This is a genomic window from Pseudomonas jinjuensis (assembly GCF_900103845.1).
In the GTDB taxonomy this organism is placed as follows: Bacteria; Pseudomonadota; Gammaproteobacteria; order Pseudomonadales; family Pseudomonadaceae; genus Pseudomonas; species Pseudomonas jinjuensis.
On sequence record NZ_FNIJ01000007.1, the window covers coordinates 127180 to 143852 of the forward strand.

Sequence of the window (16673 nt, forward strand, 5' to 3'; positions counted from 1 at the left end):
AGCGAAACGTAGGGTGGATGGCGCTCTTCCATCCACCGTTGCGGGGCCGCCTGCGCGGCCGTGGTGGATCGATGGAGCGTGATCCACCCTACGGTCTGCCTCGCTGACACCGGACCTGTAGGAGCCAGCTTGCTGGCGATCCGGGCGTTATCGGAAAACTCGGTGTAGCCGGATGGCTCGGCTGATCGCCAGCAAGCTGGCTCCTACGAAGAGCAACACTGCCCTGCTCGATCCGCGTTCAGGGCGCAGGGTGGATGGCGCTTTTCCATCCACCATCGGCGTGGCCGGTTGGTGGATCGATGGAGCTGATCCACCCTACGTACTGGCCTTGCCCCCACGGGTAGTGATGTAGGGCGGGTGCAACCCGCCGCAGCGGCTCAGTGTTCCAGCCGCTCCAGCCCGGTAGGGCGCATGACGCGTCAGCGTTATCCGCCACCGCATCGTCACGGCCCCAACGGCGATTGCCCATGGCGCGAAGACAGTCGCTTGGTGATCGTCCCTTTCTACGCAAGTGCGTTAAGGGCTGCCGTCGGCACGTGTCGCCTTCGTCGCCACTATACGGCGCTCCCAGCCCTCCCGTTCGGCCGTCGGCTTGGCCAGCCACCAGTCGCGCACCGCGCGGTTGTCGTGGCGCGTCACCCAGCCCGGGTAGCGCGCGTACTGCGCCTGCGGGAAACCGCTGTCGAGGCCGCGCAGGTAGCGGTCGAAGAAGCCGACCACGAAGGCGTTGGGCGCGCCGATCAGCACTTCGACCGGCGCCGTGCCGGCCACCAGGTCGCGCAGCGGGCGGCGCGCCAGCAGGGCGTTGTCGGTGAAGCCGGCGTGCAGCGCATCGCGCAGCACCAGCCGGTAGATGTCGTCGCGCTGCCCGGCGTGCTCGAAGCGCTCGTAGGAGAAGTCGTTGGAGCCACGCAGCTCGCCCTTCGGCTCGACGCCAAGCATCCGGTAGAAGCCGCGCAGGTCGGCGTGGAACATCAGCAACGGCACCGGCAGGTCGGCGTCGAACGGGGTGAAGTGGAAGTCGCCGCCGTCGAGGTTGACCGCCGCCGCACAACGCCGGTCGACCATGCACACCGCGCCGGTGGTCGAGCCGCCGAAGGACATGCCCATCTCGCCGGTGCGGGCGAAGTCGCTGGTAGCCAGCAGGTCGGCAACGCTGGCCGGCGCGGCGCCGGCCTGCAGGGCGTCGTGGACGAACAGGCGGTCGGCCAGCCACACCGGCGCGCTGAGGGTGATCGCCCGGTCGCCCGGCGCGCCCAGACCCGCTGCCGTGCGTAGCTGGCCGTCGAGGCGCTGGTCGAAATCGCTGGCGGTGTAGCCGCTCACCATGGCCGCCGGAAATCCGCTCTTGAGCACATGGCGCATGTGCGTCAGCAGTCCCGGGTCCATCGGCGCCACGCTGCCGTCGGGCAACGGCGTCGGCGAGGCGTCGCCGCTGTGCTGGATCGAGTAGACCGCGTAGCCGTGGCTGGCCAGCGCCTCCATCAGCGCCGAGTCCGCCGCCGGGTAGGCGGTGTAGCCGTGGCTGAAGAACACCACCGGCAGCTTGGCGACGCCAGCCGCCAGAGGGGCGTCCTCGAAGGCGTTGCTGCGCACGTGCTTGAGATGGGCGAGCAGCGGCGGGAAGCCGAACAGGCTGCCGAAGCCGCGGGCGGTGGTGCGTGCCTCCGCTTCGCTGAAATAGGCCCGCGGTTGCGTGCCGGGCGTGGGCGCGGCCGGATACCAGACACGCACCAGCAGGCGCCGTGGCGCGTCGGCGGCGGCGCCGAGCAGGCCGCGGCGGGACGGATCGACCAGTTCGAAGTCGCGCACGCCGACCGCGTAGGGGCCGTCCGGCGGCGGCAGGTCGTTCACCGGGAACAGCCACAGCGGGGCCAGCGCCAGGACCCCGAGCACGAAGAACAGCAGCCCCGACCACAGCGGCAGGCCGGTGCGCCGGCGACGGAACGCCAGCACCAGCAGCCATAGTGCGCCGACCGCGGCACCGAGGCCGGCCTGCCAGCGGTCGTCCCACACCCCGTAGAGACCGGCGCCGAAGGTCAGCCAGGCTGCCGGCCACAGTAGCCGGTCGAGTGCCGGCCAGCACCAGGCGACGAGGAACAACGCCAGGCCGGCGAGCAACAGCAGGTCGGCGGCAGTCATGCCCATCATCGTTGCCCGTCCTTGTCCGGCAGGCGCGCCCAGACCCAGCCGACCAGCACCAGCGGCAGGCCGAGGCAGAGCCAGGACAGCAGGTCCCAGGCGCCATCGGCGACCAGCGCCGAGACCAGCCCGACCAGGCTGAGCAGGCCGATCAGCAGCGGCCAGCGGAAAATCATCCAGAGTCCGCGTTTCATGCCCGGCCCTCCGTCGTCGCGTCCAGTTCGGCCAGGCGCTTCTCCAGCGGTGCCTTGCGTCGGCCCAGCCACAGGTACAGGCCGCTGCCGAGCACCACGATGCTGACCACATCGAGCAGCGCCCAGACGATCTTCAGCGGCAAGCCGCCGTAGTCGCCGAAGTGCAGCGGCTGGGAGATGAACAGGACTTTGGCGTACAGCGGCATCTCGCGAACCGCGGTGACCTCGCCGCTGGCGGCGTCGACCAGCGCCGGGGTCAGCAGGCGGCTGGTGAGCGGGGTGTCGCCGGTCAGGTAGATGCCGAAATGGTGCGCACTGGCGAACGGCGAGCCCGGCAGCGCCAGGGTGGTCACCCGCATCTCCGGCAGGCGCTGGCGGACCGCCTCGAGCACCGTGTCGAGCGAGGCCAGCTGCGTCGGCAGCGGCCGGTCGCGGTGCGTGGCGGCCATTTCCACCAACTCGCTGGCCTGCCACATGCGTTCGATGGGTGTCGCCAGGGTGTTGATCGAGCCGGTGAAGCCGACCACCAGCAGCCAGGCCACGGTGACGATGCCGAGCAGGTTGTGCAGGTCCAGCCAGCGCACGCGGCGACCGCGCCGCACGCGCACGGTGGCGAAATCCAGCTTGCGCATGAACGGCGTGTAGAGCACCACTCCGCTGACGATCGAGAGCACCAGCAGCAGGCCCATCAGGCCGAGAAAGAGCATGCCTGGCAGGCCGGCGAACATGTCCACGTGCAGCCGCAGCAGGATGTACAGGATGCCCTCGGTGGGCTGCGGCACGTCCAGCTTGTGGCCATTGCGCAGGTCGAAGAACTGGTAGTGGAAGGTCGCCGGGTCGGCCAGGAAGCTGGCCGCCGAGGCCACCATCACCAGCGGCTCCTCGTCGTCGAAGAACAGGTACGGCACCACCTCGCCAGGCCGCGCCGTCTGGGCGGCGGCGAGGATGGCGTCGAGGCGCGCCGGCGGGGTGCCGGTGGCGACCTCCTCCAGTTCGGGCATGCTCGCGTGGTGCAGTTCGTGGCTGAAGATCAGCGGCAGCCCGGTCAGGCAGAGCAGCAGCATGAACAGCGTGCAGATCAGGCTGCTCCACTTGTGCAGGGCGTACCAGAGACGCAGGGTTCGGGCGGTCATGCATCCTCCCTCAGAAGTCGGCGGTCAGCGACAGCGTCATGGTGCGCGGCTGGCTGAGCGTGGCGTAGCCGCTGGAGGCCAGCCAGTAGTCCTCGCCGGTGGCGTTCTCCAGGTTGGCGCGCGCCACCAGCGGCTTGCCGGCGACCTGGAACTGGTAGCTGGCGCCCAGATCGAGGCGGTTCCAGCTCGGCACGTCGAGCTGGTTGGCGGCGTCCAGGTAGGACTTGCCGGTGTGGATCACCCGACCGCTCAGGATCAGCCCGGCGATGAGCGGGGTGTCCCACTCGAGGCCGAGGTTGGCCTGCTCGCGCGCCACGCCGGGGGCGTCGTTGCCCTCGTTGGCGGGGTTGGCGTCCTTGTTCAGCTTCGGCTTGAGGTAGGTGGCGCCGGCCAGCACGCGCAGTTCGCCGCTCAAGCTGAACTCGATGCCGCGGTTGCGCTGCTCGCCGTCGGCGCGGAACACGTTGGCGGCATCGAGGAAGGCGCTGGGTTTCTCGATCTGGAACAGCGCCACGGTGGCCAGCAGGCTACCGAAGTCGTACTTGGCGCCGAGCTCGTACTGCTTGCTCTTGTACGGCGCCATCATCTCGCCGGCGTTCTGCGCGATCGGCGGCGCCTCGTCGCCCTGGCTGAGGCCCTGGATGTAGTTGGCGTACAGCGACAGCTCGTCGAGCGGCTTGACCAGTACGCCCACCAGCGGGGTCCAGACGCTCTCGTCGTAGCTGGTGGTGCGTGCGCCGCTGGTCCAGTCGTAGTTCTTGGCCTTGATCTCCTGGCGGCGGATGCCGAGGGTCAGTTGCAGGCGTTCGTCGAGTAGCGATAGCCGGTCACTGAGTGCCACGCCGCCGAGGTCGACCTCGGAGGTCTTCGGAATGCTGCCGTCGAGCGCGGAATAGTCCGGGACCGGCGTGTGCGGCGAGTTCTCGTAGAGGTTGCCCGGCTGCATGCCGTCGAACAGGTAGACCAGCCCGATACGCTCGTGCAGGCGGTTGCCGCTGAGCGTCCAGTCGTGGCGCACCGCACCGGTGTCGAAACCGCCGCGCAGGCCGGCTTCGCCGGAATAGCTGCGGCGGTCGCCGCGCTGGCGCGCCAGGGCGTTGAGCAGGTCGCCGTCGTTGCCGATCAGGAAGCTGTTGGAGGCGATGGTCTCGTAGTTGCTCTGCCGTCCGCCGACCGAGGCGAAGGCGGTCAGGTCCTCGCCGAGGTCGTACTCGCCGCGGGTCACCAGGGCGTAGTCCTCCTGGTCGAGGTAGGAGTCGCGCAGGCCGAAGCGGGTGCGCGAGTCCGGCGCGTCGGGTATACGCGTGGCGTTGCCGGGCAGAACCGGGCGCACCACGCCCTCGAAGCTCTCCTTCTGGTACAGCAGATCGCTGGACAGGCGCAGTCGCTCGCCGCGGAAATCCAGCGCCAGCGCGGCCAGCGGGAACTCGCGGCTCTGGTTGGCGATCGCGGTGTCACCATCGCGATAGACGCCGTTGAAGCGCACGCCGAAGGCGTTGCCCTCGCCGAAGCGGCGGCCGACATCGAGGTGGGTGCCGACTTGCGAATCCTCGCTCCAGTCGACGCTGACGCGGGTCAGCGGCTCGTCGGCGGCGCGCTTGGGCACGATGTTGATCGCGCCGCCGACGCTACCGCCCGGCGACATGCCGCTGAGCAGCGCGTTCGGCCCCTTGAGCAGCTCGACCCGCTCGGCGAACTCGATCGGCACCCGCCAGAATGGCAGCACGCCGTACAGGCCGTTGAGCGCGGTGTCGGCGCTGTTCACCGGGAAGCCGCGCACGGTGAAGGTGTCGACGATATCGCCGCGGCCGCCGACCACCCGCACCGAGGTGTCGTTGGCCACCAGCAGGTCGGCGACGCTGCGTGCCTGCTGGTTCTGGATGGTCTGTTCGGTATAGCTGGCGATGCTGAACGGCGCGTCCATGATGTCGGTGTTGCCCAGCATGCCCAGGCGCGCGCCCTTGGCCACCTGGCCGCCGGCATACTCGGCCGGCAGCGCTTCCGCGCTGCCGATGGCGGTGCCGGTCACGGTGGTTGCGGCGAGGGCCAGGGCGTCGCTCGGCAGGCGATGCAGCACGTAGCTGCCGTTGGCCTGGCGCTGGACGCCCAGGCCGCTGCCGGCGAGCAGCGCGGCGAAGCCCTCGTCGATCCCGTAGCGGCCGTGCAGGCCGGGGGAGCGCAGGCCACGGGTCAGCTCGGCATCGAACGACAGCGCCACTCCGGCGGCGCTGGCGAAGCGGCTGATGCTTTCCGCCAGCGGGCCGGCGGGGATGTCGAAGTCGCGCAGCATGCTCTGCGCTCCGCTACTGGAGTCGTCCGCAGCCCAGGCGTTGGCCGGCAGGTGCGCGCCGGCCACTGCCAGCAGGGCGACGGCCAGGGCCAGCGGTTTGTGCGTGTGGCGGATTGTCGTTCGAGTCATGCCTTTCCCCCAAGGAAACGAAGCGCCAGATGGCGCGGAATACTGGGGGGCCGGACCAGGGCGGAAAAAAGTGCAAGTCGCCGGAAAATTTTTTCCGCGGACGATCAGCCGCGCGGCTCCACGCTGATCCAGTAGCGCGTGCGGCGGACGATGCGCAGCGGGAAGGCGGATTCCAGGGCGGCCAGCGCCATGTCGGTGTCGTCGATGGGGAAGGAGCCGGAAATCTTCAGCCCGGCGACCCGCGGATCGCAGTGCAGCAGCCCGCTGCGGTAGCGCGACAGCTCGGCGAGCAGTTCGCCCAGCGGCCGGTCGATGGCGATCACGCTGCCGTCCAGCCAGGCGACGGGGGACAGGTCGTTGCGCCGCACCTCGCCGAGCTGCAGGACGCCGATATCGATGTGTTCGCCGGCCTGCAGCACGCGCTTTTCTGCGGGCGCGGCCAGCGGACGGACCTCTACCGCTTTTTCCAGCACGCTGACGTGGGTAATGGCGCCGTCGATGCGCACGCTGAAACGGGTGCCGAGGGCGAGGACGCTGCCCTGCGGCGTCTCCACGCGGAACGGCCGTGGCGTAGCGGACGGGTCGCGGGCGGTGCTGATGTAGATTTCCCCGCGACGCAACCGGAGCAGGCGCTGGCTGGGGCTGAACAGCACGTCTATGGCGCTGTCGGTGTTCAGGGTCAATGAGGAACCATCGGCCAGCTTCAGTTCGCGGCGCTCGCCGGTGGCGGTGCGCAGGTCGGCGGTCCAGGTCTGCCAGGACATTTCCCGGTAGCCGAACCAGGCCAGCGGCGCGGCCATCGCCAGCAGGCCCAGCCCGCCCACCAGCCGGCGCCGCGACAGGCCTGCGGCGTTCAGCGCCGGCGCGGCGATCTTGCCCGGCACCCGCTCCATCTGGCTGCGCACCCGCTCGACCCGTTGCCAGGCCTGGCGGTGGCTGGGGTCGGCGGCGTACCACTGGTCCCAGGCACGGCGGTCCTCGTCGCTGGCGGCGCCGGAGCAGAACAGCGCGTACCAGCGGGCGGCGGCGCGGATGGCCTGGCGTTCGGAGTCGGAAACGGGCGCGGCGTTCATGGCAGCATCAGGCAGCAGTGTTCCATGGCGCGGGCCATGTGGTTGTTCACGGTGCGCAGGGAAATGCCCTGGCGCTCGGCGATCTGCGCATAGGTCAGGCCGTCCAGCTGGGCCAGCAGGAAGGTGCACTTCACCTTGGCGCCGAGGCCGTCGAGCATGCGGTCGATTTCCATCAGCGCCTCGAACAGCAACGCCTGGGTTTCCGGCGAGGGATGCTCCTCTTCCGGTAGCAGGGCGAGGGTGTCGAGGTAGGCCTGCTCCAGCGAACGGCGGCGGAAGTGGTCGATCATCAGGCCCTTGGCGATGGTTGCCAGGTAATCGCGCGGCTCGCGGATCTTCGCGGCGTTGCGCGCCTTGAGGATGCGGAAGAAGGTGTCCTGGGCCAGGTCGGCGGCATCGCTGGCGTTGTCCAGTCGCCGCCGCAGCCAGCCCTGCAGCCAGCCGTGATGCTCGCTGTAGAGCGTGTGCAAGGCGTGCTGGGGATGGAGTGCGCTGCCCGACATGGGAATGGCCTGCCGTGAAAATGGTCGCCAATGATAATTACTATCATTTGCTTGTGGCTAGGCTTTTATCTTGACGGGGAGCGTGGAGGCCATGGGAATGCCGTGCCCGAACTGTAGGAGCAACTGTCTCGGCATCTCAGCGTATTTTGTTCGCGAACCTTGGGTGTAGGAGCAACTGTCTTCGCGCCATGGCCAATCGCTGGTGTAGGGCGCATGAAGCGGAACGCTTCATCCGCCGATAAGGCCACGCCGATGGGATGGCGGATAACGCTGGCGCGTTATGCCTACCCGGACATTCCAGCGATACCGTGCAGGAGCGGGCCATGCCCGCGAAATTGCCCTACGCTTCCAGCCGCCCCAGCAACTCCCGCACCTTCTCCACCGCCCCCGGCTGGCGCAGCAGCCTTTCGATATCCCCCAGCGCCGCGTCTGAGAAATTCAGGTGCTCCGGCAATATCTCGTCGCCGCTGCTGACCAGCAGGGCGAAGTGCACGACGTTTTCCAGTTCGCGGATGTTTCCCGGCCAGGAGTACGCCTCCAGCGCCCGCTGCGCCTCGACGCCGATCTGCGGGACCGGCAGTTCCAGCCGTTGCGCATAGACGCCGAGGAAGTACTCGGCCAGCGGCAGGATGTCGCCGACGCGCTGGCGCAGCGGCGGCAGGGCGAGGTTGCCGTCGTGCAGGTAGTGCTGCAGCCCTTCGAGGAACTTGCCGGCGTGCACCGCCTGGGCCAGGTCGATGCTGGTGGCGGCGACCAGGCGCACGTCGACGGGAATCGGCTGCTGCGCACCGACCCGCAGCACCTCGCGTTCCTCCAGCGCGCGGAGCAACCTCGCCTGCAGCGACAGCGGCAGGTCGGCGATCTCGTCGAGGTAGAGGGTGCCGCCGTTGGCCGAGCCGATCCAGCCGGCGCGGCTGCCCACCGGGCCGTTGTGCGCGCCCGGGGCGTAGCCGAACAGTTCGGCTTCGGCGTAGTTGCGGCTCAGCGCGCTGCAGCTGACCGCGACGAACAGCCCGTGCCGCTCGCTGGCGCGGTGGATGTGGCGGGCCAGCAGTTCCTTGCCGGTGCCGGTCTCGCCGTGGATCAGCAGCGCCTGCGGACCCGGCGCCAGGCGCTCGACTTCCTCGCGCACCTGGCGCGAGCGCGGGTCGAAGAACACCAGCGCCTTGGCGCGGATGCTCAGCGGGCTCTTCTCGGCGTCGGGGAAGGTCAGCAGCGGTTGGGTGGGTTCATGCCGGGTCATGGCGGCTATCTCCAAAAAAGAAACGCCGGCAAGTCACCGGCGTGAAAGCGGGCGCAGCGCGCCGCGCATGGGAGTCGATGGATCAGAAGGCCGGCACCACGGCGCCGTCGTACTTCTTCTCGATGAAGGCCTTTACCTCGGGGCTGGTCAGCGCGGCGGAGAGCTTCTTCAGCGCCTCGCTGTCCTTGTTGTCCGGGCGCGCCACCAGGTAGTTCACGTAGGGCGAGTCGCGGTCTTCCAGCACCAGCGCGTCCTTCACCGGGTTGAGCCTGGCTTCCAGCGCGTAGTTGGTGTTGATCAGGTCGAGGTCGACCTGGTCCAGCACGCGCGGCAGCAGGGCCGATTCCAGTTCCCTGAACTTCAGGTTCTTCGGGTTCTCGGCGATGTCCCTGGGCGTGGCCAGGGCGTTGCTCGGGTCCTTCAGTTTGATGAGGCCGGCCTTCTGCAGAAGGATCAGCGCGCGGCCGCTGTTGCTGCCCTCGTTGGGCAGGGCGACGGTGGCGCCGTCGGGCAGTTCGCTCAGCGACTTGTACTTCTTCGAATAGCCGCCGAAGGGTTCGACGTGCACGCCGGTGACGGTGACCAGTTCGGTGCCCTTGCCCTTGTTGAAGTTGTCCAGGTACGGCCTGGTCTGGAAGTAGTTGGCGTCCAGGCGTTTCTCCGCGACCTGCACGTTCGGCTGCACGTAGTCGGTGAACACCTTCACCTCGAGGTCGATGCCTTCCTTCGCCAGGGTCGGCTTGATCAGTTCGAGGATCTCGGCGTGGGGCACCGGCGTGGCGGCCACCAGCAGTTTCTCGTTGGCATTGACCGAGGCGCTGAAGGCGGCGGCGAGGGCAGTCAGAAGCAGCAGTTTTTTCATCGCAGTGTCCTTGTGGGGCTGGCTGTACGGCTTCGTCCGGACGGGGTGTCCGCCGGACGGGAAATGGTTTCCGCGTCGCGAGGCGTCGGGTGAGGGACACGTTAGCGATATTTTTTATTCCATAAAAATACTGTTTATTTATTTTTATATTCTTTTTATGGATAAGAGTGAGGCGGCCTGTCGCGCGGCAACCCACCGCGCGGCAACCCACCACGGCGGAATGCACCGCAGCCGGGCGTAGTATCGGAACGCTTTATTGAGCGGGGTCAAAACTCTGTTCTGGCAGGTTTGATCGCGAGTCCGCGTTAAAGCTGAACCGGCGGTCCGCCGGCCCTTCCAATAAGAACCTAACCTGAAGTCACGCAAGAACGTCTCGCGCCCGTGCGCGAGGCAGGCTGCCGGAGCCGCCCGCGCGGCAGGCATCGACCTGAGAGGAATCGTCATGCCCGGATTGGAGGCGCTCGACCTGGCTCGGATCCAGTTCGCCTTTACCGTGTCCTTCCACATCATCTTCCCCGCCATCACCATCGGCCTGGCCAGCTACCTGGCCGTGCTCGAAGGGCTGTGGCTGAAGACCCACGAGGAGGTCTACCGCGACCTCTACCACTTCTGGTCGAAGATCTTCGCGGTCAACTTCGGCATGGGCGTGGTCTCCGGGCTGGTGATGGCCTACCAGTTCGGTACCAACTGGAGCGAGTTCTCCACCTTCGCCGGCAGCGTCACCGGCCCGCTGCTGACCTACGAGGTGCTCACCGCGTTCTTCCTCGAGGCCGGTTTCCTCGGCGTCATGCTGTTCGGCTGGCACCGCGTCGGCCCGGGACTGCACTTCTTCGCCACGGTGATGGTGGCGATCGGCACGCTGATCTCGACCTTCTGGATCCTCGCCTCCAACAGCTGGATGCACACCCCGCAGGGCTACGAGATCGTCAACGGCAAGGTGATTCCGGTGGACTGGTTCGCGGTGATCTTCAACCCGTCCTTCCCCTACCGGCTGACGCACATGGCGGTCGCCGCCTTCCTCTCCACCGCCTTCTTCGTCGGCGCCTCGGCGGCCTGGCACCTGCTGCGCGGGCGCGACAACCCGGCGATCCGCAAGATGCTGTCGATGGCGATGTGGATGGCCCTGCTGGTCGCCCCGGTGCAGGCGCTGATTGGCGACGCCCACGGCCTCAATACCCTCGAACACCAGCCGGCGAAGATCGCCGCCATCGAGGGCCACTGGGACAACAGCGAAGGCGGACCGACCCCGCTGATCCTGTTCGGCTGGCCGGACATGCAGCGCGAGGAAACCCGCTTCAAGGTGGAAATCCCGGTGCTCGGCAGCCTGATCCTCAAGCACAGCCTGACCGAGCCGATCCCCGCGCTGAAGGACTACCCGAAGGAGGACCGGCCGAATTCCACCGTGGTGTTCTGGTCGTTCCGCGTGATGGTCGGCCTCGGCATGCTGATGATCCTCTGCGGCCTGTGGAGCCTGTGGCTGCGCTGGTGCGGCGGGCTGTACAGCTCGCGGCCGTTCCTGCGGCTGGTGATGTGCATGGGACCGTCCGGACTCATCGCGGTGCTCGCCGGCTGGTTCACCACCGAGATCGGCCGCCAGCCGTGGGTGATCTACGGCCTGATGCGCACCAGCGACGCGGTGTCGAACCACAGCGTGACGCAGATGAGCATCACCCTGGTGCTGCTGGTGCTGGTGTACTTCTCGCTGTTCGGCGTCGGCATCGGCTACATGATGCGCCTGGTGCGGCGCGGTCCGGAGACCGAGGAGGGTCGCCGCCCCAGCAGTGGCGGCCCCGGCCAGAAACGCACCGCCGCGCGGCCGCTGTCGGCCAGCGACGACGACGCGGATACCCGGGAAGTGAGGAGCTGAGCCATGGGAATCGACCTTTCGCTGATCTGGGCGGTGATCATCGTCTTCGGGATCATGATGTACGTGGTGATGGACGGCTTCGACCTGGGCATCGGCATGCTCTATCCGTTCTTCAAGGACGACGAGGACCGCGACGTGATGATGAACACCGTGGCGCCGGTCTGGGACGGCAACGAGACCTGGCTGGTGCTCGGCGGCGCGGGGCTGTTCTGCGCCTTCCCGCTGGCCTACGCGGTGGTGCTGTCGGCGCTCTACCTGCCGCTGATCCTGATGCTGGTGGGGCTGATCTTCCGCGGCGTGGCCTTCGAGTTCCGCTTCAAGGCGTCGGCGCGCAAGCGGCACATCTGGGACAAGGCGTTCATCGGCGGCTCGCTGGTGGCGACCTTCTTCCAGGGCGTGGCGCTGGGCGCGTTCATCGAGGGCATCCCGGTGGCCGACGAGCGCTTCGCCGGCGGCGCGCTGGACTGGCTGGCGCCGTTCCCGCTGTTCTGCGGCCTCGGCCTGATCGTCGCCTACAGCCTGCTCGGCTGCACCTGGCTGATCATGAAGACCGAAGGCCGCCTGCAGGAACGCATGCACGACCTGGCGCGGCCGCTGGCGCTGGTGCTGCTGGCGGTGATCGGGCTGGTCAGCCTGTGGACGCCGCTGGCCCACGAGGACATCGCCCGGCGCTGGTTCAGCCTGCCCAACCTGTTCTGGTTCATGCCGGTGCCGCTGCTGGTGCTGCTGTGCTTCTACGCGCTGCTGCGCTCGGTGGCGAACAACGACCACGTGAAGCCGTTCGTGCTCACCCTGGCGCTGATCTTCCTCGGCTACAGCGGCCTGGGCATCAGCCTGTGGCCGAACATCATCCCGCCGGCCGTATCCATCTGGGACGCCGCCGCGCCGCCGCAGAGCCAGGGCTTCGCGCTGGTCGGCGCGCTGTTCATCATCCCCTTCATCCTCGGCTACACGGCCTGGAGCTACTACGTGTTCCGCGGCAAGGTGAAGCACGGCGAGGGGTACCACTGAGATGAAGGACGAAGGGAAGGCGCCGCTGCACAGGCGCCTGGGCTGGCTGGTGCTGATCTGGACGGCGAGCGTGCTGGCGCTGGGCGTGGTGGCCTGGCTGCTGCGGATGGCGATGAGTGCGGCGGGGTTGAGTTCGTAGTCCTGTCGGTCGCGGGCATGGCCCGCTCCTACAGGTGGGGTGCCGTGTAGGAGCGGGCCATGCCCGCGACCCGACGCGTTTCAGGAATGCAGCCGATCCCGCTGCGCCAGGGTCGGGAACAGTTTCATCCACGCCCCGGTGACTATCAGCGTGCCGACCCCGCCGAGCACCACAGCCGGCACCGTGCCTAGCCAGTGCGCGGTGACGCCGGATTCGAATTCGCCGAGCTGGTTCGAGGCGCCGATGAACAGGCCGTTCACCGCGCTGACCCGGCCGCGCATCTCGTCGGGGGTTTCCAGCTGCACGAAGGCGCCGCGGATCACCATGCTGATCATGTCCGCCGCGCCGAGTACCACCAGCACGCCGAGGGACAGCCAGAACGAGCTGGACAGGCCGAAGGCGATGGTCGCCAGGCCGAAGATGCCCACCGCCAGGAACATGATCCGCCCGACGTTGCGCTCGATGGGGTAGCGCGCCAGCCAGAACGACATCAGCAGCGCGCCCACCGCCGGCGCCGAGCGCAGCAGGCCGAGGCCCCAGGGGCCGGTGAGCAGGATGTCGCGGGCGAACACCGGCAGCAGCGCGGTGGCGCCGCCGAGCAGCACGGCGAACAGGTCCAGCGAGATGGCGCCGAAGATGTCCGGCCGGCTGCGGATGAAGCGGATGCCGGCGAGCAGCGAATCCAGCGAGGCCTTGCCCTGGTTGCCCGGCTGCTGACGTCTGGGCAGGGTCTGCATCAAGGTGCAGGCGATGAAGTACAGGACGGCGGTCGGCGCATACACCCAGAACGCGCCGAAGGCATAGAGCAGCCCGCCGAGCGCCGGCGCGGCGATGGTCGCCGCCTGGGTCGCCGAGGCGGAAGCCGCCACCGCGCGGGGGAACAGGCCAGTGGGCACGATGTTCGGCAGCAGCGCCTGGGTGGTCGGCATCTCGAAGGAGCGCGCCGTGCCGAGGAGGAAGGCGAGGACGAAGATCATCTCGCGGGTGACGTTGTCGCTGCTGCTGCCGATCACCAGCGCCAGGGCGATCAGGCCCTGGCCGACCTGGCAGATCGACGCCACCCGGCGGCGGTCGTAGCGGTCGGCGACGTGCCCGGTGTGCAGCATGAACAGCACCCGCGGGACGAACTCCACCAGCCCGACCAGGCCGAGGTCGAGCACGCTGCTGGTCAGCTCGTACATGTGCCAGCCAATGGCCACTGTGAGCATCTGGAAACCGCTGGCGGTACAGACGCGGGCCAGCCAGAAGGCGAGGAAGGGACGGTGGCGGAGCAGGGAGGTGGCGTCGGCGGGCATGGAGCGGGCTATTCATTAGGTGGCTAAGCAAGGTGCGGCAGATTAGCACGCCCCGGTTGGTCGTGTCGGGGCAGGCGTAGGGTGGATCACGCTCCATCGATCCACCATGACCACGAACTCGGCCTCGCAATGGTGGATGAAAAAAGCCTCATCCACCCTACGTTCGGTTACATCCTCCACTCGATCCCCGCATAGACGCTGCGCCCATCCCCCGGCAGGAACTGCGCGCTGTCGCGGCCGTTGGCGTTGGCGATCACGCCGGTGGCGGAGGCGTAGGTCTTGTCGGAGAGGTTGCGGCCCTCGACGAAGAAACCGAAGCCCGACTCCGGCCGGAAGCCCGCCTTCAGGCCCCAGATCGCGTAGCCGTCGGCGTACAGCGTCTCGGCCTGGTCGACGTTGTAGTGGCTGGGCACCCATTCGAAGGTCGGCCCGGCGTACCAGCCGACCTGCTGCCACAGCGCCTCGCCCTTGACGAACTGGCGCGGTACGCCGGCCAGGCGGTTGTTGCCGTAGACCTCGTCGTCATCGAAGCGGAAGTCGTTGAACAGGTACTGGCCGCGCAGCACCACCGGGCCGAGGGTCCAGGCGCCGCCGAGCTCGACGCCCTGGTGGATGGTGCGGTCGGCGTTCACCGTGCCCAGCGGCTGGCCGTCGGCATCGTTGAGGGTGAGCAGTTCGTCGCGGATCTCGCTGCGGTACGCCGCCATGTCGAAGTCGATGTTGTCCCGCGACCAGCGCATGCCGACTTCCCAGGTATTGGCCTTCTGCGCGTCGTTGGGGGCGAAGGCGATCACCTGGCCGCCGGTGAGCTCGCTGAAGGTCGGCGGCTCGAAGCTCTGGCTGAAGTTGGCGAACATCTGCGCGCCGGGCGCCAGTTCGTGGAGCAGGCCGATGCGGCCGATACGGCCGGTATAGGTCTTGTCGAAGCTGGTGTCGCGGCCGATCACCAGCTTGTCGTCGGAGTCGCGCTGCTGGTGCAGCCAGCTGAGGCCGCCGATCAGCTTCCACTGCTCGGCGACGGGAATCGCCAGTTCGCCGAAGGCGTTGAGGTTGCGCGCGGTCTGGTCGAGGTCGTCGACCTTGGCGCCCTTGTGCCCGCCGACGTTGAGGTAGTTGTCCTGCTGGTTGCGCCCGTGGGAGGTCTCCACGCCGCCGTGCCAGCTCCAGCCCTGCTCGTTCTCCCAGATGTGCGCGAGGCGCAGGCCGTAGTCCTCGCTGTCGATGTCGAGCACCTGGAAGATCGGGTGGAACAGCGATTTCTCGCTGTAGTAGGAGGACAGCTGCAGGCTGTGCCCGCCGCCGAGCTGCAGGGTGGTGACGTTGCCGATGCGGTCGAGGATGTAGTTGCGCTGCTGGTCGCCGGTGATGTTGCCCGGCGCGGCCTGTTCCGGGTTGCGCCGCATCTGCGCCCTGGTCAGGTTGCCCGGCAGGTCGGAGTCGGATTCCACGTGGGTCAGGTACAGGCGGCTGGCGAGGTTCTCGTTGATCTTGCCGCCGAGGTTGGCGAAGTAGCGCTGGTTCTCCTGCCGCGCGTGGTCGCGGAAGCCGTCCTGGCTGTAGTTGTTGGCGCTGAGGTAGCCGTCGAGGCCGCCGAAGTCCTGGGCCACCGCGGCGTACTGGCGGTTGTAGTCGAAGCTGCCGGCTTCCAGGCGCAGGTCCACCGGCGGTGCGGTCTTGCCGGTGGGGCTGACGAAGTTGATCGCCCCGCCGAGGTTGGCCGCGCCGTAGCGCCAGGCGTTGGCGCCGCGCAGCACTTCGATGTGGTCCACCGCCAGCGGTTCGATGGTCTGGAAGTCGAAGCTGCCGTCGGCCAGGTTGACCGGCGCGCCGTCCTGCATCAGCAGCAGGCCGCGGCCGTGGAAGGTGCGCTGCAGGCCGGAACCGCGGATCGACAGGCGCGCTTCCTCGGCGCCGAAGCGCGGCTGGATGAACACGCCGGGGGCGAGGCCGAGGGCGTCCTGCAGGGTGCTGGTGCGGCCGGTCTTGTAGGTCTCGGCGTCGACCAGCGTGGCGCCGCCGGGGATGTGGCCGAACTCGGCCTTCTTCTCCTCGATGGTCGGCGCGGTGGGGTCGAACTGGTGCTGGCCGACGATGGTGGTGTTTTCCATTTCCAGGTGGTCGGCCTGGGCCAGGGAGGCGAGGCTGATGCTCAGGGCGAGCATGCTCAGTTTGGGAATAGTGCGCATGGTGCATTCCTTGGTCTTGAGTCAGGTTCCGGTCGCCGGCATGCAAGGCCGCGACGCGCAGACACGGCCGCATGCGCAGCCGATGCCGTCTGTGGATTGCCGCTGGAACGGAGGAATGCGCTAGGGCGCGCGGGGATTGGCCGGGGGCCAGTTGTCGCGGGGTGAGGCGAAGACCCGTGGCGCGGGATGGCGGAACGGTCGGCTGGCCGGGCGGCGCAGCCAGGCGAGCAGGAACAGCGCGGCGACGCCGAGGATCAGGGCGCCGCAGAGGGGACAGTCGAGGGCGTTGAGTTGCGCGTGGCCGGTGGCCGGAGTGTCGACGTCATCCAGGGCGGCCGGGCCGAAATCCGCGCTGGAGCAGTAGAGTCCGCCGACGCCGCCGAGCTGCAGCCCGCCCATGTGTCCGTGCACGATGCTGCAGACGAACGCGCTCAGCAGGATGCTGCCGTAGAGCACCCAGGCGATCAGTGAGCGGTGGCGACGGGCAACGTCCATGACTCGGTCCCTGCGGGTAATGCTGCTGACGAACCTGTTTCCAGGCTTTCCGTGCATCCCTGGATTGAACATAGCCGGCGACCGGGTGCTGTCAAACTGCTGGCAGTTCAC

General features: G+C 68.1%; 14 protein-coding genes. 3 read left to right on the forward strand and 11 right to left on the reverse strand.

Going from position 1 to position 16673, the window contains the following annotated elements; all coding sequences use genetic code 11:
* Window positions 1–516 precede the first annotated feature (516 nt).
* The 8 genes from BLR75_RS11850 to BLR75_RS11885 all read right to left on the reverse strand — a co-directional run bounded on the left by BLR75_RS11850 (window position 517) and on the right by BLR75_RS11885 (window position 9569).
* Window positions 517–2142, reverse strand: coding sequence for an alpha/beta hydrolase (locus BLR75_RS11850; RefSeq protein WP_090416068.1), 1626 nt, complete (start codon window positions 2140–2142; stop codon window positions 517–519).
* 5 nt (window positions 2143–2147) lie between these two features.
* The gene (locus BLR75_RS11855) at window positions 2148–2336 is read right to left on the reverse strand and encodes a hypothetical protein (protein WP_084312434.1); all 189 of its coding nucleotides are present in this window, start codon (window positions 2334–2336) and stop codon (window positions 2148–2150) included.
* Window positions 2333–3469 (reverse strand): PepSY-associated TM helix domain-containing protein, encoded by a 1137-nt coding sequence (locus tag BLR75_RS11860; protein WP_084312436.1) that lies wholly within the window; start codon window positions 3467–3469, stop codon window positions 2333–2335. Before BLR75_RS11860 ends, BLR75_RS11855 begins: the two co-directional genes overlap by 4 nt.
* A 10-nt stretch (window positions 3470–3479) precedes the next feature.
* Complete coding sequence (locus BLR75_RS11865) at window positions 3480–5888, reverse strand: TonB-dependent receptor (RefSeq protein WP_084312438.1); 2409 nt, start codon at window positions 5886–5888, stop codon at window positions 3480–3482.
* A 104-nt stretch (window positions 5889–5992) separates the two neighbouring features.
* Window positions 5993–6961 carry a FecR domain-containing protein gene (locus tag BLR75_RS11870; protein WP_084312440.1) on the reverse strand — a complete coding sequence of 323 codons (969 nt, stop codon included), beginning with the start codon at window positions 6959–6961 and terminating at the stop codon, window positions 5993–5995.
* Complete coding sequence (locus tag BLR75_RS11875) at window positions 6958–7464, reverse strand: sigma-70 family RNA polymerase sigma factor (protein WP_084312442.1); 507 nt, start codon at window positions 7462–7464, stop codon at window positions 6958–6960. The genes BLR75_RS11870 and BLR75_RS11875 overlap by 4 nt, the downstream gene beginning before the upstream one ends.
* A gap of 340 nt (window positions 7465–7804) precedes the next feature.
* On the reverse strand, window positions 7805–8707 hold the full coding sequence (locus BLR75_RS11880) for a sigma 54-interacting transcriptional regulator (protein ID WP_084312444.1): 903 nt from the start codon (window positions 8705–8707) through the stop codon (window positions 7805–7807).
* Between the two features lie 82 nt (window positions 8708–8789).
* Window positions 8790–9569, reverse strand: coding sequence for a MetQ/NlpA family ABC transporter substrate-binding protein (locus BLR75_RS11885; protein WP_084312446.1), 780 nt, complete (start codon window positions 9567–9569; stop codon window positions 8790–8792).
* A 442-nt stretch (window positions 9570–10011) separates the two neighbouring features.
* Between BLR75_RS11885 and BLR75_RS11890 the strand changes: the two genes are divergently transcribed.
* From BLR75_RS11890 to BLR75_RS11900, 3 genes are read left to right on the forward strand one after another with little or no spacing between them, the layout of a single operon-like run.
* Window positions 10012–11436: a cytochrome ubiquinol oxidase subunit I gene (locus BLR75_RS11890; RefSeq protein WP_084312448.1), complete on the forward strand. Its 1425-nt coding sequence runs from the start codon at window positions 10012–10014 to the stop codon at window positions 11434–11436.
* A gap of 3 nt (window positions 11437–11439) precedes the next feature.
* The gene (gene cydB / locus BLR75_RS11895; RefSeq protein WP_084312450.1) at window positions 11440–12447 is read left to right on the forward strand and encodes a cytochrome d ubiquinol oxidase subunit II; all 1008 of its coding nucleotides are present in this window, start codon (window positions 11440–11442) and stop codon (window positions 12445–12447) included.
* Window position 12448: 1 nt separating this feature from the next.
* Complete coding sequence (locus BLR75_RS11900; RefSeq protein ID WP_084312452.1) at window positions 12449–12586, forward strand: DUF2474 domain-containing protein; 138 nt, start codon at window positions 12449–12451, stop codon at window positions 12584–12586.
* Window positions 12587–12666: 80 nt separating this feature from the next.
* Here BLR75_RS11900 and BLR75_RS11905 read toward each other — a convergent pair whose 3' ends face one another.
* From BLR75_RS11905 to BLR75_RS11915, 3 genes are all read right to left on the reverse strand, one after another.
* The gene (locus BLR75_RS11905; protein ID WP_084312453.1) at window positions 12667–13881 is read right to left on the reverse strand and encodes an MFS transporter; all 1215 of its coding nucleotides are present in this window, start codon (window positions 13879–13881) and stop codon (window positions 12667–12669) included.
* Window positions 13882–14048: 167 nt separating this feature from the next.
* A complete protein-coding gene (locus BLR75_RS11910; protein ID WP_084312455.1) occupies window positions 14049–16067 on the reverse strand; it encodes a TonB-dependent receptor family protein in 2019 nt (672 codons plus the stop codon).
* A gap of 120 nt (window positions 16068–16187) precedes the next feature.
* Window positions 16188–16562 carry a DUF2946 family protein gene (locus BLR75_RS11915; protein WP_090416059.1) on the reverse strand — a complete coding sequence of 125 codons (375 nt, stop codon included), beginning with the start codon at window positions 16560–16562 and terminating at the stop codon, window positions 16188–16190.
* Window positions 16563–16673 lie beyond the last annotated feature (111 nt).